At 37.0% G+C, this 25360-nt stretch carries 25 protein-coding genes and 1 other RNA gene; 8 read left to right on the forward strand and 18 right to left on the reverse strand.

Annotated elements, in window-relative coordinates:
• Positions 1-19 precede the first annotated feature (19 nt).
• Both priC and CXF71_RS07655 read left to right on the forward strand, forming a co-directional pair.
• Positions 20-712, forward strand: a complete 693-nt coding sequence (priC, locus tag CXF71_RS07650; RefSeq protein ID WP_101232350.1) for a primosomal replication protein PriC — start codon at positions 20-22, stop codon at positions 710-712.
• Between the two features lie 106 nt (positions 713-818).
• On the forward strand, positions 819-1088 hold the full coding sequence (locus tag CXF71_RS07655; protein ID WP_101232351.1) for a late competence development ComFB family protein: 270 nt from the start codon (positions 819-821) through the stop codon (positions 1086-1088).
• 310 nt (positions 1089-1398) lie between these two features.
• Here the strand turns inward: CXF71_RS07655 and CXF71_RS07660 are convergent, their stop codons facing one another.
• The 5 genes from CXF71_RS07660 to CXF71_RS07690 all read right to left on the reverse strand — a co-directional run bounded on the left by CXF71_RS07660 (position 1399) and on the right by CXF71_RS07690 (position 7006).
• On the reverse strand, positions 1399-2010 hold the full coding sequence (locus CXF71_RS07660) for a hypothetical protein (RefSeq protein WP_101232352.1): 612 nt from the start codon (positions 2008-2010) through the stop codon (positions 1399-1401).
• Positions 2007-3035 (reverse strand): AAA family ATPase, encoded by a 1029-nt coding sequence (locus tag CXF71_RS07665; protein ID WP_101232353.1) that lies wholly within the window; start codon positions 3033-3035, stop codon positions 2007-2009. Before CXF71_RS07665 ends, CXF71_RS07660 begins: the two co-directional genes overlap by 4 nt.
• A 3-nt stretch (positions 3036-3038) precedes the next feature.
• Complete coding sequence (locus CXF71_RS07670; protein WP_101232354.1) at positions 3039-3665, reverse strand: recombinase family protein; 627 nt, start codon at positions 3663-3665, stop codon at positions 3039-3041.
• A 781-nt stretch (positions 3666-4446) separates the two neighbouring features.
• On the reverse strand, positions 4447-6468 hold the full coding sequence (locus tag CXF71_RS07680; RefSeq protein WP_157826706.1) for a hypothetical protein: 2022 nt from the start codon (positions 6466-6468) through the stop codon (positions 4447-4449).
• A gap of 52 nt (positions 6469-6520) precedes the next feature.
• Positions 6521-7006 carry a CC0125/CC1285 family lipoprotein gene (locus CXF71_RS07690; protein ID WP_101232358.1) on the reverse strand — a complete coding sequence of 162 codons (486 nt, stop codon included), beginning with the start codon at positions 7004-7006 and terminating at the stop codon, positions 6521-6523.
• Positions 7007-7156: 150 nt separating this feature from the next.
• Here CXF71_RS07690 and CXF71_RS07695 point away from each other — a divergent pair, with 150 nt between their 5' ends.
• Entirely contained in the window at positions 7157-8149 is a 993-nt protein-coding gene (locus CXF71_RS07695; protein ID WP_101232359.1) for a helix-turn-helix transcriptional regulator, read from the forward strand.
• Positions 8150-8374: 225 nt separating this feature from the next.
• Positions 8375-8575, forward strand: coding sequence for a hypothetical protein (locus CXF71_RS07700; protein WP_101232360.1), 201 nt, complete (start codon positions 8375-8377; stop codon positions 8573-8575).
• A gap of 6 nt (positions 8576-8581) precedes the next feature.
• Here CXF71_RS07700 and CXF71_RS07705 read toward each other — a convergent pair whose 3' ends face one another.
• From CXF71_RS07705 to pspA, 13 genes are all read right to left on the reverse strand, one after another.
• A complete protein-coding gene (locus tag CXF71_RS07705; protein ID WP_157826707.1) occupies positions 8582-9673 on the reverse strand; it encodes a site-specific integrase in 1092 nt (363 codons plus the stop codon).
• A gap of 69 nt (positions 9674-9742) precedes the next feature.
• Positions 9743-9839, reverse strand: an RNA gene (ffs, locus tag CXF71_RS07710) — signal recognition particle sRNA small type.
• Positions 9840-9971: 132 nt separating this feature from the next.
• Positions 9972-10904: a DUF3014 domain-containing protein gene (locus CXF71_RS07715; protein ID WP_101232362.1), complete on the reverse strand. Its 933-nt coding sequence runs from the start codon at positions 10902-10904 to the stop codon at positions 9972-9974.
• A gap of 213 nt (positions 10905-11117) precedes the next feature.
• Positions 11118-11759 carry a maleylacetoacetate isomerase gene (maiA, locus tag CXF71_RS07720; RefSeq protein WP_101232363.1) on the reverse strand — a complete coding sequence of 214 codons (642 nt, stop codon included), beginning with the start codon at positions 11757-11759 and terminating at the stop codon, positions 11118-11120.
• Positions 11760-11907: 148 nt separating this feature from the next.
• Positions 11908-12897, reverse strand: a complete 990-nt coding sequence (locus tag CXF71_RS07725; protein ID WP_101232364.1) for a fumarylacetoacetate hydrolase family protein — start codon at positions 12895-12897, stop codon at positions 11908-11910.
• A 174-nt stretch (positions 12898-13071) separates the two neighbouring features.
• Positions 13072-14622, reverse strand: a complete 1551-nt coding sequence (gene tyrR / locus CXF71_RS07730) for a transcriptional regulator TyrR (RefSeq protein WP_101232365.1) — start codon at positions 14620-14622, stop codon at positions 13072-13074.
• A 132-nt stretch (positions 14623-14754) separates the two neighbouring features.
• A complete protein-coding gene (locus CXF71_RS07735) occupies positions 14755-15108 on the reverse strand; it encodes a 4a-hydroxytetrahydrobiopterin dehydratase (protein WP_101232366.1) in 354 nt (117 codons plus the stop codon).
• A 74-nt stretch (positions 15109-15182) separates the two neighbouring features.
• Complete coding sequence (gene phhA / locus CXF71_RS07740) at positions 15183-15986, reverse strand: phenylalanine 4-monooxygenase (RefSeq protein ID WP_101232367.1); 804 nt, start codon at positions 15984-15986, stop codon at positions 15183-15185.
• Positions 15987-16188: 202 nt separating this feature from the next.
• Positions 16189-17316 carry a YcjF family protein gene (locus tag CXF71_RS07745; protein WP_101232368.1) on the reverse strand — a complete coding sequence of 376 codons (1128 nt, stop codon included), beginning with the start codon at positions 17314-17316 and terminating at the stop codon, positions 16189-16191.
• Positions 17313-18788: a YcjX family protein gene (locus tag CXF71_RS07750; RefSeq protein WP_101232369.1), complete on the reverse strand. Its 1476-nt coding sequence runs from the start codon at positions 18786-18788 to the stop codon at positions 17313-17315. Before CXF71_RS07750 ends, CXF71_RS07745 begins: the two co-directional genes overlap by 4 nt.
• Positions 18789-19008: 220 nt before the next feature.
• On the reverse strand, positions 19009-19461 hold the full coding sequence (gene pspC / locus CXF71_RS07755) for an envelope stress response membrane protein PspC (protein ID WP_101232370.1): 453 nt from the start codon (positions 19459-19461) through the stop codon (positions 19009-19011).
• Positions 19458-19685 (reverse strand): envelope stress response membrane protein PspB, encoded by a 228-nt coding sequence (gene pspB, locus CXF71_RS07760; RefSeq protein ID WP_101232371.1) that lies wholly within the window; start codon positions 19683-19685, stop codon positions 19458-19460. The genes pspC and pspB overlap by 4 nt, the downstream gene beginning before the upstream one ends.
• A 68-nt stretch (positions 19686-19753) precedes the next feature.
• Positions 19754-20413 carry a phage shock protein PspA gene (pspA, locus tag CXF71_RS07765; protein ID WP_101232372.1) on the reverse strand — a complete coding sequence of 220 codons (660 nt, stop codon included), beginning with the start codon at positions 20411-20413 and terminating at the stop codon, positions 19754-19756.
• 236 nt (positions 20414-20649) lie between these two features.
• Between pspA and pspF the strand changes: the two genes are divergently transcribed.
• The 4 genes from pspF to CXF71_RS07785 are packed head-to-tail and all read left to right on the forward strand — an operon-like array spanning position 20650 to position 25341.
• Positions 20650-21768, forward strand: a complete 1119-nt coding sequence (pspF, locus tag CXF71_RS07770) for a phage shock protein operon transcriptional activator (RefSeq protein ID WP_101232373.1) — start codon at positions 20650-20652, stop codon at positions 21766-21768.
• Complete coding sequence (locus CXF71_RS07775; protein WP_101232428.1) at positions 21758-23428, forward strand: ABC transporter substrate-binding protein; 1671 nt, start codon at positions 21758-21760, stop codon at positions 23426-23428. Before pspF ends, CXF71_RS07775 begins: the two co-directional genes overlap by 11 nt.
• A 1-nt stretch (position 23429) precedes the next feature.
• Complete coding sequence (locus CXF71_RS07780) at positions 23430-24458, forward strand: ABC transporter permease (RefSeq protein WP_101232374.1); 1029 nt, start codon at positions 23430-23432, stop codon at positions 24456-24458.
• The gene (locus CXF71_RS07785) at positions 24448-25341 is read left to right on the forward strand and encodes an ABC transporter permease subunit (protein ID WP_101232375.1); all 894 of its coding nucleotides are present in this window, start codon (positions 24448-24450) and stop codon (positions 25339-25341) included. Before CXF71_RS07780 ends, CXF71_RS07785 begins: the two co-directional genes overlap by 11 nt.
• Positions 25342-25360: the final 19 nt, after the last annotated feature.

Here is a 25360-nt window from a genome sequence, read left to right on the forward strand (position 1 = left end):
AAACTTCATCTATTAATATATGCAAAATACTCGACACGAACTTGCTATTAGCCGTTTATCAACGCTTATTGATCATTTAAGTGTACAAGCAAAGCAAACTGATCAATTAAACAGCAGGCATAAATCTCATCGTCTAATTGAAAATAACGACCTTTTCTCACGACATTTATTTACGACTGAAAGTGATAAAATTTTTCTATACGTTGAAGAAGTAAAAAAAAGATTAAATAATTTTTCTCGCTTATATAGCCTTTATAGCTTAAGTAGTGACAATGCTAACAAAGCTGAATTTGCTAAATCGTCACTTCTGCAAATAGAACAACAAATTTCAGCCTTAATGAATGCTATCCAAGCGAACCCTGCTATGCACCAAGCTGCTCAGGCAAGTTTTGATGCCAGAAAAAAAGTACAAATAAAGTCCGCGCAAGCGACTCAATTAAAGCAAAATGAAAAATATAGTAAAATGGCTAAATCAGTTTTACTGTCAAGCCACCAACTATATCAGCAGCTAAGTGAGCACCATGAGTTTGAAAGAAGGCTTATGGAAATGATCACGGAGCGTGAGCAACAACGTCAACGCAGCAAAAATGCTAATAGTGAAAAACTATCTCAAGAAGTACTTGCTTTGCATCAACGCTTAGGTCGGTGTCGTAAAGCCATTTCCGAAATTGAACGCAATATAGAGCAATCAGAAAAAAGTAACCTCAGATAGCAACGAAATCATCATCTTATATATTCGCATTTTGTTTTAACTCAGGTTATTCTTTGTATACGCTAATGAGGGCATAACTTGCCCAAATATTTTTACAAGAGGTTCTATGAAAATTTCAGATGATATTCATAACTATTATGAAAAATTAGTTGTGCAGCACTTTGCTATGGGAAAGTTTGATGATAAGTATGATGTTGATTTTATTGCTGACTTAACTTGTGTGGTTCTAAATCAATTACCAACTCGTTATATTCGACATGAAGTCGACATGGCATTTTATTTACCACCTTCAGAGCGTTTTGATATGGAAACTAAGGTAAAAAAAGCTATTGCTAAAGCGCTTGAATTTATGGATGCAAATAAAATAAGTAACTAGAGGGGAGAAATTGGGTGGCAACCCAAACATCAAGCACGCTCGTCACGTTCTACTTAAAATCAAATAGTTAGAGAGTAAATTTAAATTTGATTGTATCAACTATCGTAGCAAATAAACAATATTAATATATCTTGTTATAGCTCTTATTAAGAAGCAGCTTTTCATTAAAAAGAAAGCAGCCTGTAAGAATAGGGCTGTTTTGCAGTTTATATACGAATAACGATTAAATTCTCAAGTTTATTCCTTCCTAACCATATATAGGTAGAGCTGTTTAATACCATTTTCAGGGATCAGTAAAGATGCCCTATTCCTACTGGCTGTTTTCACTAAGCTGATTTATATATGTTCTTATAAAGTTGGTCGAATACTCAGCCATTTCTAATCTTCTTTCAGTTAACACAAGTTGCTCGTACATCCCGTATTTATTTTTAAACTCGTGAGGTGTTAGCATCTCAATACGATTTCTATTAGCATGCTGAAAGGTCAGTCTAAGGTTTTTATTTCCACCAACTGATTTTACTTTATGCTTTTGCATTTTAGGATTAACTACGACTAACTTTACAGAAGTGCCTACCATCCATTTTTTAGCCCATTGCAATACAGCTATTTGTTTATGGATTGAGTTACTCCAGCTGTGAAGTCGAATGAATGATTCCGGTTTGACTATAAATTTATCTAGCCTTAATCGCTGTTGCGCATTTTCAGCAGCGTGGTAGTAAGTATATGTATTAAGTTCACTATTGTGCTTATATTCAACAACAATCAATTCATTACGCTTGTCAGAATATAAAATCAAATCAGGATAGGCTCGTTTACTTTTGCCTTCTTTATCCACATATACGATAGGAATATCTTGATCTTTATTATAACCGTTATCAGACAACCATTTCCTTTCGCCTATTGAGCTTGCATATCTACTCATGGTGTAACCTCAAATACAGGTTGATTATCCTTTGATTCTGAGGGGAGTATTCCATTCGATAATAAAGTCACAAATGATTTAAAATTGATCTGTTCATCCAGCGTTTCCCACATATGTTGTGAAGTACTCCAAACAGAGCTACGGTTTAGATTCTTACCTACACCTAAACTTAGCATTCTATTCATGGCCTGTAACTTATCGCGATTATTACTATTTAAGTGACTCCTGAGCCAGTACAAGAAAGTTTCTAGCTGATCTATAATGCTTTGGCTGTAATCAAAAATACTTAGACCTTCTTTACCCACATTAAAAGCGATTTCATTTATAGCTTGATTCCAACTGTGTCCACTGCGACCTTCTTTGTCTCCTTTAGCTAATGAAAATGAAGCTTCACCAATTTTATATATACCACAAGTTCTGTCTACTACAGTGACAGCATTACCAGAGCCTGCCCAAGTTAACTCACCATCAGATTTATAAGCTTCTTTAGTTGTATGATGAACCATTATCACACTAGCACCAGCGGCTCTTAATCTGAAGATCAAATCATTAACTATTCTCCATGACTCAGCATTGTTTTCATCAAGTAGCTGAAATAGCGTACGTACATTATCAATAACGACTAAATCATACTTATTCTTAACGACCAAATTAATTAGGTCTTCAAAATCGCTCTCCTGAGATAAATTTATTGGTTGTGTTGAATTTGCAACCATATCTGTACTTGATAGATAATCTAACTTATCGCTACAACCAAGAGAGTCAAAACGATCACAAATAGTGTTGTAGTGCATTTCCCCATCAATATATAAAACCTTCTTATTCGTAGCACAATCTATACCTAAAAATGAGCCCGAGTCTCCTGCAATTTCTACGGCTAAGGAATATACAAATAAGCTCTTACCACTTCCGCTAGCACCATAGAAAAACATAGATTCAGATTCATACAGGAAGCCATCAAGCAATGGTTTCATCTCAGTTTTATGATCGTAAAAATAAGCACTTTTCCTTAAGAAGGCTTCCATTATCTATTCATCACTATTTAAAGATGGGTAATGATGCTGAATTGTTGTTGATGAACTCGTTACACTTGAAGCAATTTCTTTTATCAGTTCATTCCTGATTTTATAAAAGCTCGTTTTACCTATATCTAGTTTAGCCATTATTTCTTTAGGCTTAAGGCCTTGCTCAACAAGCTGTTTAAACTCTTCCTGTTTAGCCATAGCTGTAGGTTTACGACCTTTATATTTACCTTCTGCCTTAGCCTTAGCTATTCCCTCCCTCTGCCGTTCTAACATAATTTCACGCTCAAACTGAGCTACCGCACCAAAAACACTTAGCATCATCTTGCCTTGTGGGGTTGATGTGTCAAAATTCATGTCTAATATTCTTAACTGACAACCCTTCCCTTCAATCTCTTTAACTATTGATAATAAGTTTGAGACACTACGTGCTAATCGATCTAGCTTAGTAACAGCCAGCACATCACCATTCCTTAAAAAGGATAAGCAAGCATCAAGTTGCTCTCGCTTACCAACACTACTAACTTGTTCTTGAAAAACCTTTTCACAACTAACTTTAGCTAACTCTTTAAGCTGTGACTCTATACCTGATTTTTGTTCAACAGTGCTTGTTCTCGCATAACCTATTAACATACATAAGCCCTATAAGTTCGTTTACCTACATGGAGTCTATACGAAATCGGTTCATAAAGTCAAATACAACTTTAAACGAACCACTTTATAAAGTGTTATTTTGTTCGGCTAAGCCCTGCCCCAAACGAACAAGGAGAAGGTAAAGCGCTCCATGCCTATAGTTGCCCAAACAACCAATTTTGACTTCCCCCTTTAAGTCCCTTGCTACACGTGTACTTGAGCCATATCCCGACTTTGGGTTTCAAAAATAAGGGGATACCCTTTTATTAGCTATGAAATATATATTGATAAAAATCTTGTGAATATTATGATTTTTAATCAATGAGTTACAAGTATCCTAAACACTTTGTCACGGCTTCTGAGGGGGATTTGAGGGGTACTTATCGCAGCTTTGACTTTGCTGTCTTTAAGATACATGCTATTACCCCCCCTAATAAGCCCTTTAATAAACTGATTTCATTGACTTACTACTATGAAATTTTATCATTGGACCTTATGGAAGGGAAAGGTAAAAAACACACTCTACAACCCCTTAAGAATAAGGGGTAACAGAACACCTTATTTGACTGCTATGTAAACATGCAGGAATAGGGTTATTCCTTACAGCTATTGGGTAATCACTGCCATTTAGATATTTAATGGACGTAACGCTACTTAAAAGAAAAAAGCCCTCTACACACCTTTATTAGTATAGGGTACAGAGGACTGAAATCATTCCTTGATTGAATTAATTCTGAAAGAGCCTTAGTCAGAGGACACTCAGGATAGAAAAAAACAAAAATCAATCAATAGTATTCAACTTGAAATTAAGTAACTCGAAATCACCATTAATGCTTATAGCTGATGCATAATTCCCACTATAAGGTGCTATAACACAACTGGATCCATTATTTCTAACGAAGTTATCAATTGTGTCATCCCAGTTTTGACTACTATACCAAGACAAACTAGATTGATGCCCTCCACAACTAATACTAACCGAAAACGCCTCCCCATTAGCCATAATCACAGTAGGTTCACTTAAATTCGAAAACAACTCACCATGTAGGTCATTTGAATATATCATTACACTTTCAAAGTCTTGTGATGTTACTTTTGAACCACTACAAATACTTGGATCATCACTCACATCTATTTGTTTCCCCATTGCAGTATACCTTGCTAAAACGAGGTACTTGCACTCCAAGTCATCAACTAAGTCTACATTATCTCCAATACCGTCTAAATCTGAATCAAGCCATTCGTTAGGATCTAATGGAAAAGCATCATCAATGTCTAATACACCATCATTGTCATCATCTGTATCAGTATTGTTACCTAAACCATCTAAATCAGTATCTATAGATTCAGAAGCATTAAGTGGAAAAGCGTCATCAACATCTAAAACATTATCATTGTCATCATCGGTATCAGTAACATTGGGTAAGCCATCTTTATCAGTATCAAGAGCACAAACACCCTCTTCATCTCTAGCATAACCGTCAAGACATTCAATAGGTGTTATACCTATTGATTCTGATAAATTAGGATCTAATGGAAAAGCATCATCAATGTCTAATACACCATCATTGTCATCATCTGTATCAGTATTGTTACCTAAACCATCTAAATCAGTATCTATAGATTCAGAAGCATTAAGTGGAAAAGCGTCATCAACATCTAAAACATTATCATTGTCATCATCGGTATCAGTAACATTGGGTACGCCATCTTTATCAGTATCAAGAGCACAAACACCCTCTTCATCTCTAGCATAACCGTCAAGACACTCAATAGGTGTTATACCTATTGATTCTGATAAATTAGGATCTAATGGAAAAGCATCATCAATGTCTAATACACCATCATTGTCATCATCTGTATCAGTATCATTACCAAGTCCATCGTTATCGCTATCTAAAACACACTCATTAACTTCCGTACTTTGAACAAAACCACTTTCACAATAATCCTCTGGAGAAGAGAGTTCATCAATGAATGTAAATGTATCAACCGAAGTAACATAAGGTGTTTCTAGCTGATAAATAAATAAATTACCATTAGCACTCGGTATCAGTGTTCCCATCCCTGTACCTTCGATAGGATCTCGATTGTCACATTGCCCACCAGTAAAATCAAAAGTATACAAATTGATGTTACTATCAGGAATATCAACTACACCGACATAAAAATCACAATCACCGACAAACATACGAATTATGCCTTCTTCATTTATCTCTAACGAGATTTGAATGTCATTTTCATAATAGCCTTGAAGTACATCTAGGCTAGCTCGAGCATTGGAGTGAATAGACTTGAATAGACTAAAGTTACTTGTTTCTGACCCGTAAAATGTTGCAACTCCATCTAAATGACCATCTGAATAGGTTCCTACTAGTGTCCCCTCCGCCGTGCCATCAAAATACTCTTTAACTGTAGCTGTGTAACTCCCACTATCTGTCAAAGAAATATTTATTGTTTGGTGAGATAAAATAACGCCATCAGAATCTTGAATAAAAAATCTTCCATCGCCATTCGGTGCAACTAATCCCAACAATTTATGAGAATTACCGTTGATTTTATCGGTTACGCTACCTTCCCAAACCCCAGAAGGCATTACCATAGGATCAGGAATAACAACTGGAGGTGCAGTTACAGGAGGGGCTTCAACTACAGGTGGCACTTCAACTACAGGTGGCACTTCAACAACTGGTGGAACTTCAACTACTGGTGGAACTTCAACTACTGGTGGTTGTTCTTCTGACTCACCACCTCCACAAGCACTAAGCGTAATGCTTAGTAGTAAAATGTATAATAATTTCATAATAAATCCTTAAAATATAACTTGGTTAATCCGTATTTTTTAAATTAAATATTTAAGCTTCAATGTCATATTTTGTTTTTAAGCTTTTAACCAAGTATTTTGCAGAATATGAAAAGCTTTCTGGCTTTACTTTAAAGCCAACAATAGTGTTTGAGTTTGTAGGCTTAGAATAATTGTAAGTTTGCCCACCTGTATTTGTTGTATGGGCTTTCATATATCCTGTATTTGATACTTGGCCTGTAGTTGTTGAATTAGAAGCTGTCGTATAGCTGCTCTCTTCGGAGTAGGCACTTTTATCAATAATGACAAAGTATGGGTAACCATTCTCTAAAGCTAACTCAGCACTTCGTAAAAGGACAAAGTCTTTAACTTTTTCTTTTGATGTATACCCGTTTCCCTTGAATGAAACTGTAAACACATTTTCATCTAACTGACTTGAAGAGTACCCTCCTGTAAACCCATTAGATTGATAGCTAGTAGAACAGCCCGATAATAATGAAAAACCTAATAAACTAATAACCAATATGTTTGTGTTCATTCTTAGTACTCCTATTAATGGCTAAATAAGTGATGCCACTATTTCTTTTAAGTTTGATAAATCTAAATTCAAATTTTACGTTTAAGTTACAAACAAAATTGATATATTACGAACACGCATGCTATTTACTATTAATGAGGGAGTGTTTCAATGAAGAATGAGTACTACATACCTTCGTCGGTCATACTTGCATTTATTGAAACCTGTCAAATTCATAAACTAAACCCATACTCTCTTTTAGCTGAACGAGGTATAACCCCAAATAAAGCAAAAACTAATAAGAGGGATTTTAAGGTACAGGACTTGGCTATGTTATTAGATAGGGCTTGTACGGCATTTGGATCTTATTCATTTGCGATAACATTCGCTAAGCAATATGAGTGGTATAAGTTTGATGAAAAAATATTAGTATTATCAAAGCAAGATGACTTACATACCCTTACCTTAATATTTAATGCCTTATTGACACAACAATCTGCTGGTCCAGAGTTATTACTTACACAAATGGGAAATATCGCTACTTATAGAATAAAGCTACCAACGTTTGGTGATATTGATATGACACCTTATAGCCTAGTGATGATTGCTATATGGGATGATGTAATGTCTCAAGTAATGGGAGCAGATTGGTCTCCGGACAAGTTCAATATATCTGGTGTCGCTAACCACCTCCTTACAGAGCATATTAAAATATCTGATCTACCTGTATTTTTTGATAGCAAGACAACCTCAATTGAATTCAATGCAAAATTAATTCACCGCAAATTATCTTTTGATATAAGTAGAAGGGATAACCTAATAAAAACCTACAGTCAGCTACTAGATGTAATGCCTATTGATGTTTTATCCGCAGAATTATTAAAGATGGTCATCAGTAGTGGCAATACGTCAATTGAGCATATATCACTGATGATTGGTACAAGCCCAAGACTGTTACAGAAAAAACTTAAAGGATTAAATACTAACTTTTCAAGTATCTTATCTAATGTGAGAATTAACATAGCTAAAGAGCTTTTACTAAACACGTCATACTCTGTTAGTGAAATCGCTTACCATTTAGCCTTTAAGTCTTCTGAAACTTTTGTACGATTTTTTAAATTAAATGAGAGTATTACGCCACTTCAATGGCGAAAGAATAAATAGGCTTTACTCCTATAGTTCTAACTGAAAACTAAAGCACTTATTATTTTTCTTAAAACTAAAAATCAACCTGTTCGTAAAATATCAATTTATGTTTTTGTGCGTATGTATTATTTAACTCATAGAGAAATAAATAACTCTTCTATAGAAGCTGATTACACTTCAGTTCAGACAATTCTGTAAACATGCCTTCGGCATTAATTAGTAATTTTTTAAGGAAATCTAACTATGAGAATTTTATTATCAATACCATTTTTTATTTTAGCCGCTGCCCTTGGGTTGGTATGGCTTTATTCTGGCATTACTATGCTCGGCTCGTTAATGTCGTATAATCACGAGCCATTTTTCAGGGTGTTAATTTTTACAATGTTATGGGGCGCTGCGGCTATGGGTACATTTTCAATCGCCATAACCGTTGCAGACAAATAACATTACCTATTCAATACATAGCACAGCCTCCATTAATGATGCAATATTGATACTTTTACCATACCTATCATAAGTAATATTGCCATTACTATGACCTAGTATCTGAGCTGCATACTGACTAGGTACACCAGCTTGTTTTAATTCAGTAGCAACAGTGTGTCTTAATGAATGAAAATCAACATCTGCCTTCTCCCCTTTAACCCCTGATTTGAAAGGATTATTACGACTAAACCAACGACTACCAGCATGGCTATAAGAGCCTCTGACAGGCCTCCATTCATGGAATAAGCGATCTTTGGTACAATGCCCTACCCACTCTAATAAGCCTCTCTCAATGAGCTTAGGATGCGTAGGAATAACACGTTTAGCGTTATCTGTTTTAAGGACATCACCCCTTATATGTATAGCCTCAGCAGTAATGTCAGATGGTTTCAATTGGCATATTTCGTTCATTCTAGCGCCTGTATACCGACCAATCATAATCAACCAGTATTGAATACTCTTGTTACCGTACTTGTCAGCAAACTTAAACAACACATCTAACTGTTCTTTGGTGTAAGCCTTACGTTTACTGGCTGATGATGTTCTCTTCTCAATGACTTTTAAACCATCAAAGGGGTTAATAGTGACATCTGCATTATTTGATATAAGCCAGCGATAAAAGGCATTGAAGTATTTTAGGTAACGATTAAAAGTGGCTACTGTCTTTGACTGTAACAGCGATTGCTTTAGCTGAATGGCTTTTTCTTTAGTAATACTAGAACGAGGTAATAGCTTTAAGGTGTTTTCTATACGTGTGTATTCTCTCACTGACCATCGGTCACCGTTCTCTTTCAGGTATGCGTTAATTAGAACACTGATTTTAGGAGCAGACGCAACCGCAGCAGACGATTGTGGCTTGGGTGCTTTAGCATCACAAGACACCACTTGGTTGGTAGATTTATCTGCCACACCACTCATCGTGCCGTATAGACATTTAATGAGTAAATTAAAGGCTTCTTTTTTACAACGTGTTCTTAAGGACTTCCAAACGGAGTTATTTCGGTAGTAATAAATACCATTACGTATGTACAAATGGGGGATATTTGACGACTTCATTGTAGCAACCATTGTAGCAGTTAAGCTATATTAGGTCTAAGTCATTGATTTCTTTGAATTGGGTGGCAACCCAAACAGCCACACCTCGGCACATGAGTCGTCTGCTGCGGTTGCTTCCTTCCGGATCTGGCCGAGTTCACAGAGTATCATTGCGAGGGGACCGAAAGGGTCACCATAGAAGCTTTAAAAACAAGTTAGCTCTTAAAGCGCCGAGAATTATCGCTAATCATATTAGTAGATGCAAGCACAAGTTATCAAAAGCTGACTACTTGATGCTTTTTTAATCTGATTACGGATATTAGCCATTATCATTTACGCGTTTTGTGAGTTTTTCGTTAACTTCTAATAACACCGACTTAATAATCAGTAGGTTTTCTTTGCCTATACGTAACATAAGTTTGTCACTATCGTCTAATGCTTCTAATTGAGGATCCTGGTATTTATACATAACACTCGTTCGAGTTACATCCATTGCAGATTTGGGTAACTCCATATCAAGAACCCTAGTTATTGCGTCTTGTAATGTATAAGTAAAATCTTCTTCGTAGCCCAGTTCAAGGTATGCTTCATCGATCAGCGGTTTGATATCAACATACAAATTAACGAGTGTTGTACTATCAACAGAGCGAAGCAAATCGACATACAGATCAAAACGTTTGCTTGTTTCACTATCCCATTGCCATACATTCTGCTCCCCATCAACATTTGACAACTGCTCATCTACAGAGAACTTCACTTTAGGCTGAATAAACAAACTATGATCATAAGCCAGTAGACCCTGGGTAAAGTTGTCAGTAAAAACGACAAAACGGCGAATAATATCTTCAGTAATTAACAATGACAGCAATTCATTTCGCCAAGTTAGCTCTGGCAGCTTTTCTTGTATCCAATCATCACTCTTATCTAATGCAGGTAGAATAATAGTAATTTCCTGCTCAATAATGGTTTCTTGGACCCTTGGCGTAACATTTTCAGTAATAGGTGGGATTGGCGGTAATTCAATCAGGCCTTTATCTTCTTCTAACTTTTGAGCAGGAGGAGATACTGACACTATAGGCTCTTGTTTTAATAACTCACCTGAGTCCATAGGACGCTTTTCAGTTTTTCCACCTGAAAACTGCCATATAGCCACAACAACTAATATAAAAGTAACAATAAAAATAATCATCGGACCTGAATTTCTGTCACTCTTGCCCTGCTCTATTTGCGGTGTAGATTCTGAATTATCCATGGCTATCCAAGTTATAGTTGTTAAATGATGAGTTAGTTATTATTGCAACGCTTTTTGCCTTGTGATGCAAGCATCAAAACGTTTTTTATTGTTTTTGGTACTTTTTTTGTGTTACTTAAAACATTTTTGTAAATATGTATTCTTTAAAAATAGCCTACTCCTTTACCGAAGGCTATTTAATCTCTTTATTTTTAAAAGCATCAAGAAGTTTAATTATCTTACTGCGTCTGACTGATTTTCAGGTAAGGCCTTAATAAAGGCAGGTAATTCATTACAATTGTTAACTATTTTGTTGATTAATGGGTAAGGACTCATATCTACATTAAACCGATGGGCATTATACACTTGTGCCACTAAGCAAATATCAGCAACACTTACCGTATCTGCAAAGCAATATTGGCCTGCACTTATACCTAACTGCCTTTCTATAGCTATAAAACCGACATTCATCCAGTGCTCTACCCATGCCTGCTTAGCTTCATCAGTGACTGCTAATGAGTTAGCTAAGTACTGCTGTACACGTAAGTTATTGAGGGGATGAATTTCGCATGCTATATCTAACGCTAAAGCTTGTACTTTAGCTCTATTTTTAATATCAGGGGGATATAAAGCATTATCGCTATTACGCTGATCTAAATAATCAATAATGGCCAACGATTGGTTTAGCGAAAAATCACCATCAACTAAAGTAGGTACCAAATTATTAGGATTAAGTTCACTATAGTCGTTACTATGTTGTTCTCCACCATTTTTAACAAGATGCACCGAGACTGACTCAAAGGCGATGCCCTTTAAATGAAGTGCGATTCTTACACGATATGCCGCTGTTGAGCGCCAATAGCCATAAAGTTTCATCGTATTTCCTTAATATATTTCTGATTTCAAAACAAAAATGCTAATTACCTGACCATGTTAACTACTTTAGTTAGCCCGGTACTGATAATTAGCATTTATTTATACTTACTTGTTGAAGCGGATTTAAAAGCTTATGACAGCTTAAAAATTATTGTGCTTTATACTCAACAACTTTTTGATCAATTGAGCCGAAAATACTTGAACCTTCGCTATCAAACATTTCAATGCGAACAGTATCACCAAAACTCATAAAGGGTGTACTTGGCTTACCATCAGCGATTATCTCTAACATACGGATTTCAGCTAAACAGCTAGAGCCTGCAGAGCGATCGTAGTTTGAAATTGTACCCGATCCAATCACACAACCCGCTGATAGTGGACGTGTCTTTGCAGCATGAGCAACAATAGTTGGAAAATCAAAGGTCATATCTACACCGCAGTTTGGCTGACCAAAGAGTGCTTCGTTTAAATGAGTCGTTAATGGTAAATGCAATTTTTTTCCATCCCAAGCATCACCTAGTTCATCTGGCGTTACCGCTACAGGAGAAAATGCGCTTGAAGGTTTAGATGCAAAAAAGCCAAAACCTTTCGCTAGCTCTCCTGGAATGAGATTACGTAGTGAAACATCATTTACCAGCATTAATAATTTAATGTGACTAGCGGCTTGTTCAGCTGATGCGCCCATAGGGACATCATCTGTGATCACGGCAACTTCAGACTCAAAATCAATACCATATTCTTCACTGGCAATTGAAATATCATCACGTGGACCAATAAATGCGTCTGAGCCACCTTGATACATTAACGGATCTGTCCAAAATGTTTCTGGCATTTCAGCATTTCTTGCTTTACGCACTAATTCAACATGATTTACATAAGCACTACCGTCAGCCCATTGATATGCTCGTGGTAACGGTGACTCACATTCAGCTTGCTCAAAAACCAAAGTGTCAGCGACTTCATTATTATTTAGTGCTTGATAAACTTCAGCCAATTTTGGTGAAATATCACTCCAGTTATCAATAGCAGCTTGTAGCGTTGCTGCAATATCACTTACCACTACAGCTTTATCAAGCGCGCGGCTAACAACAACGAGTTGGCCATCGCGTGTATTATTTTTAAGTGTTGCTAATTTCATTCTTAAACCTTTTTAATTATAACTGTAATAGTCATCGATACATTTAAAGCATAAAAGTATGGTACAAATTTTTTCACTGACAACCAAGCAATAGCGTCAGCTTAGCAAAAACAGGTCGGAAAATTATCTTTACGGTTTTTATTACACTGCTTGTAAAATACAAGCCTCATTAACTTAAATTTTTACTGTTTTTTTATTAATATCATATTCACGTAACTTGTTTGCAATCGCTGTATGGCTAAGACCAAGTTTTTTAGCTAGTTGTCTTGTACTTGGATAGGCTGGATACAATTTACGTAATAAGTTAGCTTCAAAGCTTTTGACAGCGGCATCTAATGTACCTTCGAACTCTTGCTCTAAATAACCATGTTCTCGTGTATAAGCAGGTAATTGTAAGTGAGTAGTTTCTATTTCGTCTCCTTCCAACAGCGAAGCCGCACGTGTTAGTACATTTTCTAATTGACGAATATTACCTGGCCATGGGTAGTGCTCAATAAAATCACGACAATCGTCACTTACCTTGAGATGAGAACGGCCAATTTGCTGTGCCGCTTTAACAATAAAAAACTCGGCCAATGGTAAAATGTCACTACGGCGCTCTCTAAGCGCAGGTAGCGTAAGGCCAAAAACGTTTAATCGATAATAAAGGTCTTCTCTAAAATCACCAATTGAAACCAAATTAAGTAGATCTTTGTTGGTAGAGCTAATAATACGTACATTGACAGTGACTTCTTGCTCAGAGTCCACACGCCTAAAACTACCATGTTGAATTACTCGTAATAACTTACTTTGTAACTTGGCTGACATTTCGCCAATTTCATCAAGAAACACAGTCCCGCCGTCAGCAAGCTCGAAAATTCCACGTTTACTTAACTCTTGCGCCCTTTCACCAACCCCAAATAATTCAGACTCAGCAACATCATCAGGTAACGCCGCACAGTTTAATGTCATAAAAGGACGCTCTGCACGTTCACTAGCACCATGACACGCTCTTGCCAGTAGCTCTTTACCAGTACCCGTTTCACCCATAATTAAAATAGAAGATTCGAGCGATGACATACGTTTAGCTTCGCGAATAACTTTACGCATAGCGCTTGAACTCGCTTGAATTCCTGAAAAAGTATTTTCACTCGGCTGTTTAAAAGCATTCATTTGCTGGCCAAGTCTTGCTTCAGATTTTAAAATTAATACTGCGCCAGCAAGAACATGATTTTCGTCTTCGCCTGCGACATGAATTGGCATAATATCAGCGACAAAATCATCACCTTGGAATTTTAAACGTCGGGTTTGAGCAAGTACATCAGTAGCATCTAACCAGCGATTAAAGTTGAAACCTTTCAGCCACAAACTGATATGTTGACCAATAAGAGACTCTTCACTTTCACCAATAATACTTGAGGCGATAGTATTAACAATACGGATATTGCCTTTTCTATCAATGGAGATAAAAGGGTCAGGGAAAGTTTTGATTAAAGTAGCAAGTTCATTTCTTTCACGCTCAGATGGCATGTAAGGTGCAGTTTTCACATCACCTACCCCTTCAATCAAGCGTAATTGTGGCATAAATGTTTGCAAGTCAGAAAAATCTAAATCGGGGATATTTATATAAATACGCCCTGGTTGCATTAACTCAATACCACGCACATTAATGCCGTGTTCGACAAAGATACCTAATACTTTTTGCCCCATGCCAACACGGTCATGACAAGTTATTTCCAAACGCATTACGCAGCCCTTAAATTAGAATTAAAGAAAAGGGCTATTGTAAACTAATTTTTACGATAATAAAGCACAACATTACCAAACACATTTGATAAATGTTGTGGGCTTATTAAGCTATCATCTGATTGAAATAAATTACTCGCCTAGTTGATCTGTTTTTGCAGCACAAATGAAATCATTTTTATGTAAACCACCTATAGCGTGCGTCCACCATGTCACTGTTACTTTACCCCATTCAAGTAAAATCGAAGGATGATGAAATTCACTTTCCGCCAGCTCAGAGACTTTATTAGCAAATGCCCAGGCTAGCTTGTAATTTTTAAACTTAAATTCGCGTTCAAGCATCATGACGTTATCACGTACTTGTGGCACCCAATCAGGTATTATCCCTATAAGTTCTTTTAGTTCTTCGTCTGAAACTTTTGGAGCATCTACATGGCAGGCTTCACATGCTTGAATTGCAAGATTATTATTTGATTGTGTTGTCATTATTTATCCTTATATTGTTCTTTATTTTTTAGGCTATGATGTTGCCATATTTTTTTTAATTCAGTCACTAATGATTAACTGGCTTTCTTAGCAGGAAACTTTGCTTCATGAAGACCTAACATTTGCGCTTTAGCAACAAGCTCCATGATGTCATCTACTTCAAACTTTCGTATTTCATCTAAGTCTGATACTTTTGTCAGCATATAATAAATAGGCTGCATAATATCTATCCGATAAGGTGTTCTTAAAACATCCAATATATCAAGAGGCTTGCGTTCAACGTTAGCATCATTAATGGCATAGTCTGTTTCTCCAGGGGAAGAAAGCACACCACCACCATATATGCGTAGGCCTTTCGGCGTATCAAGTAAACCAAATTCAATAGTAAACCAATATAAGCGTGCTAAAAAAACACGCTGTTCTTTAGTCGCATTTAAGCCCATTTTTCCATAAGCTTCTGTGTAATTAGCAAATGATGGATTAGTCAGTAATGGACAATGACCAAATATTTCATGAAATATATCAGGCTCTTGTAAGTAGTCCATTTCTTCTCTACTGCGAATAAAAGTTGCAACGGGGAATTTCTTTTCAGAGAGTAATCTAAAGAATTCGCCAAACCCAATCAGCGCGGGTACAGGATAACACTCCCAACCTGTGGTTGCCTTGAGCACTTTACTGACATCGCCAAGCTGAGGAATACGATCAGTAGGTAAGTTTATTTTTGCTAAACCTTCATGATATTCATCACAAGCTTTATCTTTAATACAGGCAATTTGACGGGTAAATAGCTCCTGCCAAATTAAATTTTCTTCTGGTGACCATTGTATGAAGCCCTCTTCATCAGGGACTTTTGAAACATACTTTGTTCCTTTTGACATGTTATTAACCTTTCATCTAAGCGATTTTTGTTATAATTTTTTAATGCAATAATTTTGTTTTGTTGCTGTATTCATCTTATGACATCAGGATAGATAAAATAAAGCAACACGAAACGGTTAAAAAACACACAAACGCTTTTGCTGTACATGAAAGGTTACATGACAGATTACATGATTGATTGCAGGGTAATATTTTCTGCTGTTATTTCTTAGCGGGACTCAGCAATGATTTAATTTGCAGCGCAATTTTTTTACGAACATGCGTTAATTTAGGTTTCTCATCAAAGGGGATAGGACGACATAATTCCATAGTTTTAGCACCTAATCGCGCGGTGAGCATTCCGGCACCTAATCCTTGCGCAAATCGAGCAGATAACTTCCCTAATAACTCTGCACCTAACATATCACTACCAAAATCAGCGACTAACTCGCTCGCGCCAGCATAGGCCATATTAACAAAAACCTGTTTTATTAACTTAATACGACTCCAATAACCTAATTTTAGGCCATAAAGTCCTGCAATTTTATTTATCATACGTAAATTACGCGATAACATAATTAACATATCGATCAAAGCAACAGGACTTAGCGCAACTAAAACAACGGCTTCAGTGGAAAATTTTGCGACTTCGTTTAAAGCTTTATCATCAACCTTACTTAATACCACACGTGAATAAAGCTGAACTAATTCCGTAGAGCTATAATCTGCCGCTAACGCTTCATGCCAAAGGTGCTGTTCTTGAGGGCAATCAAAAACAAGATCGCAAGGTAGGTTTTCACTAATTTTCTCACAGAAATCTTTACCTCGTTTATTCGATTTTTCTGTTAATTGTTCGGTGTCTATTAATAAAAGCTCAGTGGCTTGTTGCTTCATTTTTTGACGTTTTTTAAACTGCTTAAGCCCAATAAACTCACGCCATAGATAATTCCCACTGACTAAGGTCAAGGCTGCTAATAACAGCGCATATAGGCTAGTAATTAGTGGTGACTGTTCAAAACCAGCGATAAAGAAATCTACCGCCTCAATAGCCAGTAACGTGACAAACAAGGCGGTGATTGTACGCCACAACCATGAACCTTTGCCGCCCTTTACACTATTGGCATATTGGTGAAGTTGTTCCGCATTAAGCTCTTTACTTCTTACCTCATCAAGGCCACTTCCCTCAATAGACATAGGTAAGTAAGCATCATTATCAAAAACAACTTGTTCGGTAAAAGTCGTACTGCCGTCCTCATTTTTAAAGGTTACTTTATCAGCTGCTGTCACAGTGTCACTTTCGCTAAAAATTATTTGCTGCTGTTGTGAGTTTTCATTGTCTTTAGTGGTCATATCATTTTATCTGCTAGTAAGAACTGTAAGACTTGATCCATTCGCACATGTGGTAAACATTGGTGTTTGTTAAGTCCACTTAAGGGTGCAAACTCTATAAAATTGAAGTTGTTCGATTGCCAATAATCATCATTGGGTAACTGACTCGGTACCGCACCTGGAAACACGGTAATTTTTTGGCCAAAGATACCTGATGGTTCGGTCGAATTTGAGTGACCTATAGTTTGACCTTGAATAACGGGAATATCCTTCCCTTTATGTTTGCTCACACCTGAATTAGTCGCTTTAACAGAAGCAATAGCTAATGTTTTAACTTCTACCGCTTCATAGTTTAAATGATGTTTATTTTGATGAATCAACTGATTGAGTAATGCCACCATAGGCGCGTGTTGCTCAGGAGTAACATGATCGGCTTTTGTAGCACCAAAAAGTAATTTGTCAATTTTAGGCGAAAATAATCGAGAAAATATGCCTGACTTACCATAATGATAACTTTCTAAAATCATCGACATAGCCAATTCTAAATCAGCAAAACTTTCATTACCTTTATTTAAAGGTTTTAAACAATCGGCTAGTACTATTTGTCTGTCAAAACGAAGAAAATGCTCACGGTAAAATTTACGAACCACCTGTTCTTTGTATTCTAGGTAACGTGAGCGCAGCATACCAATAAAACTATTATCAGGTGCATTTTGATAGTCATTACCATCAAGACTATCTAAACCAGGGAAAGGGAAGAACTCTAAAATGGGTGCCCCGGCTAAATCACCCGGTAATATAAATCGGCCCGGTTGGATGACGGATAAACCTAGCTCGTGGCGAAAAGTGTGTAATAACGTCGTATATTCCTGCGCTAACTCAGCTAAAAGTTCTTCACTTGCACAAGCGAATGGATCTAATTGCGCGAGCTTAATCAGAAAATTTTTACTATGTTCAGCCCTTGGCGTACTAGTCATTAATGCATGTGTTTGCTGCGACCATTCTTGATACGTTTGCTTGAGCATAGGTAAGTCAAGTAACCATTCACCGGGGTAATCGGTAATATCTAATGTCAAGGTTGCCATGTCAGTTGCATATTTAAGTATTGAGTTTTTCGGCTGATACCTAATAGCTAAGCGTAATTCACTGATGCCATGCGTCGGCTCTGGCCAAGTTGCAGGCTCTGATGTTAACGCGGAAATAGCTGAATCATAATCAAATCTTGGCACATGGTAGTGCTTTTGTGGCACTCGCTTAGCGGCGATAAAACCACCATTATGTACGGGGTCAAAAAAACTGAGTTTGATGCCATTACCTTCATTGATTAATTGATTCACCAATGAAGTAATAAATGCTGTTTTACCGCTGCGGCTTAACCCAGTAACGGCCAATGTTACATGCTGATCAATAGTGCGACTGAGCAACTCATTTGCTTTATGTTTTAACTTATCTAAGCCACGCTTTGATAGTATCGATTTACTTATTAATGCCATAACGAATTGATAACTTATAAATTAGATCAGATTTGAGAGGTAATTTGATAATAAGATCTTTTAATTAAAATTACACCTTATTGATTGTTACTAGAGAAAGTAACGCTTAGTGATAAGAATAAATAGGCTTGTGCCGAGGTAAACAAAAAAGCTGTCAAGTGACAGCTTTTTTAACAACTTGTTTTATAGCACACGGACTTATTTCTTCAGCCATTAAGTATTACAGCTTATTAATTTCCCTAGAAACGGTAAATTCAGCCGAGGTAACATATTGCTCCATCGCTTGTACTTTCCCTTCGAGTAAACGAAACTTACGGCGTATATCATAAAGTGCTTGTTTAGGTGGTTCACCTGCTTGCCAAATACGCGCTTTCACCTTAATTGACTCATTACTTACATCAACCTTTTGCTTTCCTTGCTGATTGCCCCTCGCATACCGGCTTTCATTAGCTTCATGATTACCTGTTGTTATTTTCTCTGGCATTTTATCTAGAATAAACCAACCAGCGATATAACCTAAGATAAGGAATGGCATGCCAAACAATACACCTGACACCACTAATATTCTAACTAGCCAAGTTTCCCAACCAAAGTAATCGGCTATACCTGCGCACACACCCGCGATCTTTCCTTGCTCGGCGTTACGATATAATTCTCCTCTTTTTCGATTCATAATTTGGTTCTCCAGTTTGGGGTCTCCACATCTAAAATCGCTTCGAGGGTTTTAATCCTATCAGCCATGCTATCTGCAACTTCTGATAATTCTGATAATTGAATATACTCTTCTTGGCTTAAACCTTGGCTAACTTGCTTTTTACTGCGGTAATGTAAAACCAGCCATATTGGAGCAACAATAATCATAAAAATAATGACGGGTGCAACGATGATCTCTTCCACAATACTTCTCCTTTAATCTATTCTACCGATAGTTTTAGTTATACTTTTAATATTTTTTATTGTTATTTTTACTTATTTTTCATCTTAGCTTTTAACTGCGCTAATTCATCATCAACCTTTTCGTCTGATGCTAGCCCCGCAATTTCGTCTGCTAATGATTTACTACCTAAATCATATGATTCAACTGCTGCCTCGATATCATCAACTTTACGTTCATAATGGTCAAAACGGTTTAAGGCATCATTAACGCGTGTACTATGAATGTTCTCTTTTACTTTTAAACGAGAGCTCGCAGATTTTTCACGGATAACAATAGCCTTTTGACGTACTTTCGCATCGCTTAGTTTATCTTGTAGTTGTGAGATTTCGTCTTGCAACTTACTCAGATGCTCATCGGTATGTGTTAATTCATCCAATAATGCTTGCGCACTCTCACTGCTTTTTTTCTTTTCCATCAAAGCAGCACGTGCCAAGTCTTCACGATCTTTACTTAAAGCCAGTTCAGCTTTCTCTTGCCATTGCTCTGCATCTTGTTCAAGACGATTCACTTGACGAGATAATTCTTTTTTATCTGCTAGTGTTTTTGCTGAGCTAGAACGTACTTCAACTAAGGTATCTTCCATTTCTTGAATGATCAAGCGTACCATTTTTGCCGGATCTTCGGCTTTATCTAATAAATTATTAATATTAGAATTAATTATATCTGTGAATCTTGAAAAAATACCCATAACAACTTCCTTAACTGATGGCTAAATCATGCCAAATTGTGTTTACTTTACATAAACTAAGCATTTACTTAGCGCTGAATTACTATTTCAATACATTCATATTTTACGCCAACTTTTAAAATATGGCTAACCAATTGTTTTAACTCAACTTATTATTTATTCAAAAAAGACTTTCAACCTCTTAAGTAATAAAATACACTATTTGTTAGTGAAATAAACCAACATTTGAGTTTACTATGGCGCGTTTTAACCAACAAGATAACCTTCTTGGCCAATCAAATTGCTTTTTAGAAGTACTAGAGCAAATATCCCAAGTTGCTACGTTAAGTAAACCAGTGCTTATTATTGGTGAGCGCGGAACAGGTAAAGAGCTTGTTGCCGCACGTTTACACTTCCTATCTAAGCGCTGGGAACAAAACTATTTAAAACTTAATTGTGCTGCGTTAAACGAAAATTTACTTGAAACTGAATTATTTGGCTACGACAGTGGTGCTTTTACTGGTGCAAGTAAGCGCCATGAAGGGCGATTTGAGCGCGCAGATAAAGGTACGCTATTTTTAGATGAGATTGCTAATACCTCTGGCCTCATTCAAGAGAAATTATTACGTGTCGTTGAATACGGCGAATTTGAACGCGTTGGTGGTTCAAGAACCATTCAAAGTGATGTACGTTTAGTTGCTGCAACTAATGAAGACTTACCTACCTTAGCTGCATCAGGACAATTTAGAGCTGACTTATTAGACCGTCTAGCTTTTGATGTTATAACCCTGCCCCCACTGCGAGAACGTTTAGACGATATAATAATGCTAGCAGAACATTTTGCTATGAACATGGCCCGTGAGCTTGAGTTCGAATTATTTAGCGGTTTTACCGAAAAAGCTAAACGCAGTCTGCTGGAATATCACTGGCCAGGTAATATTCGTGAATTAAAAAACGTGGTGGAGCGAAGCGTTTATCGTAGTAACAACCCGCACTTACCTGTTCATGAACTAATTATTGACCCATTCGAGTCCCCTTTTAGACCAAACCAACGAATTAAAACTCACGATAGAGTTAATGCACTCAATAAAAATAGAGCTTCAGAGAGTGAAAACACACTTGATGATAGCCCTATAGTTTCTCCTACAACACTGGAGACAATGAAAGTAACACCGAAAATAGTGACTCAACAGTTCCCTCAGTCATTAAAAATACTATCACAAGATTATGAAATAGAATTAATACAATCCGCATTAGCACATTGTCAATTTAATCAAAAGAAAACTGCAGAGGCTCTCGAATTAACTTATCATCAATTAAGGGGTTACCTAAAAAAATACAACTTGCTTGATGGCAGTATTAACGATGAACTTTAAATCTATATCCTCCTTAACAATAGCTGCTGTCGTTAGCATTTTAACCGGTTGTAATGAAGGGAATAAACTGTCTTTAAGTGAACGTAGTATTATCTATTGTTCTGAGGGTTCTCCGGAAACATTCAACCCTCAACTCAGTACTTCAGGCACAACTGCGGATGCCAGTGCTAAGCAGCTTTATAACAGTCTTATTGTTTATAAAGGGAAAAACAACACCTTAGGCCCTGCTTTAGCAAGTTCATGGCATGTAACCCGTGATGGTAAAAAAATCACCTTTTATTTACGCCAAGATGTAAAATTTCATCAAACAAGCTACTTTACACCAACAAGAGTATTGAATGCTGATGATGTTATCTTTAGTTTTAACCGAATTTTAGATAAAAACCATGCTTTTCATCAAGTATCAGGAGGCCAGTACCCCTTTTTTCAAAGTGTTAAGTTTGCAGAGCTCGTTGAGAAAATAGAGAGAATCAATGATTTTACTGTACGTTTTATTTTAAAGCGTAATGACAGCTCTTTCCTCGCGAATTTAGCTACCGATTATGCGGTAATTTTGTCCGAAGAATATGGGCAAACGCTTCAAAATAAAAGCACGCTTCATGAAATTGATATATTACCTATTGGTACAGGCCCTTTTAAGCTCAAAGATTACCGTGTCGGTTCGTTAATCCGCTTCTATCGTCATGATGACTATTGGCAAGAAAAAGCAAAAATAGAGCAACTTGTCTATGATATATCGCCAAGTAAAACAACCCGTTTAACTAAACTTTTGGCTAAAGAGTGTGATGTCAGTAGCTATCCTATAGCACATAAGAAAATAACTGAAAGAGCCGACTTATCATTAGAGTCGATTACCTCATTAAATGTCGGATACTTTGGCTTTAATACTAGAAAGGCGCCTTTTGATAATAAATTAGTTCGTCAAGCTATCAGCTTAGCTATTAACAAACAGGCCATCATTGATACGGTTTACCAAGGGCAGGCTGCACGGGCAAAATCTATATTACCTGAAACATCATGGGCTTATGATAGTGACACCCCTGAACTAGGTTATGATCCAATCCGCGCTAAATCATTATTAGAAGTTGCCGGTTATGCCCAAGGTTTTACCATGGACATTTGGGCAATGCCTGTACAGCGGGCATACAACCCAAATGCAGTAACCATGGCAAAACTTATTCAAGGTGACTTAAAAAAAATTGGCGTAGAAGTAAAGATTATTACTTATGAATGGAGTACTTTTTTACGTCGCTTATCACAGGGTGAACATCAAACATTCTTATTAGGCTGGACTGCCGATCATCCAGACCCTGATAATTTTTTCACGCCAATGCTCAGCTGCTCTTCTAGCGAACAAGGCAGTAACCGCACATTTTGGTGCAATAAAGAGTATGACCAATTACTAAAAAATGCGCTAAGTACAACAAATATGAATAAACGAAAAAGCTATTATGCTAAAGCTATGGCAATAATTAACGAAGAGATTCCTTTATTAGCTATTGCTCACTCAAAGCGGTTTCAAGCGCGAGGTGTTGATGTCGAAGGGGGTATACTAGAAAACTTTGGCGGTATCAGCTTTTATAAAGTATCTAAAAAGACGATGAATAACGACATTGAAACGTTAGCTCAGCCACAAACCGCTGATAAGGCGAGTAATTGATATGCTTACTTTTACCTTGAGACGCCTAAGCTTATTCCTTTTTACCATGTTGGTACTAACCCTTATATCGTTTAGCTTGAGTTTTTTATTCCCTGGTGACACAGTCATTAATCACTCTGGCCAGATTAATGCGACGGCTACAGAGTTAGCGCAACTCAATGAAGCTTACCAAATGGATAAAAGCATATTTACGCAGTATAGAGCTTACTTAACACATATCCTTAACGGTGATTTAGGTCAATCAATGGCAAGCCAATCACCTATAAGTAATGAAGTAATAGAACTATTACCAGCAACTATAGAGCTCAGTTTAGTCGCCTTGCTTATCGCTATGTTAATTGGTATACCTTTAGGATTTATAGCGGCCATTAATCACAATAAAGCTAGTGACAATGCTATTTTGTCGCTAGCCATGCTTGGCTATTCTATTCCTGTTTTTTGGCTGGGCCTGTTGGCTATACTTTTCTTCTCAATAGGTCTTGGTTGGTTGCCATCTGCAGGAAATATTAGCTTACTCTTTGAAATAGAATTTGTTACTGGTATTCAATTTATTGATATTTTACTCAGCGACAGTCCCTATAAATGGCAAGCATTTAGTAATGCGAGTGCCCATATAGTTTTACCCGCATGCGTTATCGCGTTGGCGCCTGCCACTATTTTTATTCGCTTATCTCGGGCAGCGATGATTGAAGTATTAGCCGCCAGCTATATCAGAGCAGCCCGCTCTAAAGGACTAAACTTTAAACAGATAATATTCCGGCACGCTATTCGTAATGCACTAATCAAAATAATACGTCACGTGGGTTTACAGTTTGCCAATTTGGTTACTCTCGCAATGGTAACTGAGGTTATTTTTAGTTGGCCAGGCATTGGTCGCTGGCTTATAGAAAGTATTTCTCAGCGTGATTACACTGCGATACAAAGCGGTTTATTAGTACTTTCTTGTTTTATATTTATTATTCATATTTTAACCGACTTTATTTATGCCGCTCTCAATCCATTAGCACGAGGTAATAGTCATGGCTCGTGAAAAAATATACCTTGAAGAAGTATTTCCTTCTCCTTTCATGCAGTTATGGGGTATTTTCCGTAAAACCCCTGTTGCTATGGTTGGCTTTTGCTGTTTCATTTTTCTTGTTACTCTCGCTATTTTCGCGCCAATAATTTCCCCTTACTCACCTGTAGAGGGCCATTTAGATATGATATTACTGCCACCTGCGTGGCATATAGATGGTAATGTCAGTTACCTTTTAGGTACTGATGAGCTTGGTAGAGATATGCTATCTAGGCTAATGTATGGTACTTCGCTCACCTTTGGCTTGAGCTTTATTGTGGTGATTTTCTCTTTAGTTATCGGTGTAGTCATTGGTTCCCTATCTGCATTAACGAGGGGAATTAAATCGAGCTTTTTAAATCACTTTCTTGATGTGATTTTATCTATTCCATCGCTATTACTCGCTATTATTATTGTTGCAATTTTAGGGCCTGGTATTAGTAACACTGTTTGGGCAATTGCTATTGTATTTATCCCACAATTTATTCATATAACCCGATACGCAGTAAAAGAAGAATTTAGAAAAGACTATGTACTTGCATCGCGTCTTGATGGAGCCGGTAACTTCCGGATTTTGTACTATTCAGTATTCCCTAATATTGTTGAACGCTTAATGAGTCAGGCTACTCTAGCGCAATCTGCTGCGATCTTAGATATAGCAACGCTAGGGTTCTTAGGATTAGGGGCGCAAATCCCCTTACCTGAATGGGGTGCTATCTTGGCCAATGGTCTTGAACATTTTTATATAGCGCCTTGGACAGTTTACTTACCTGGTTTAGCGATATTATTTGCTGTTGTTGCCACTAATTTGGTTGGTGAAGGTATTCGCCATGCCCTCAAACTCCGTAAGGAAAATTAATGGGATTATTTACCAGAGT

Source organism: Colwellia sp. 12G3 (assembly GCF_002836775.1).
In the GTDB taxonomy this organism is placed as follows: Bacteria; Pseudomonadota; Gammaproteobacteria; order Enterobacterales; family Alteromonadaceae; genus Colwellia.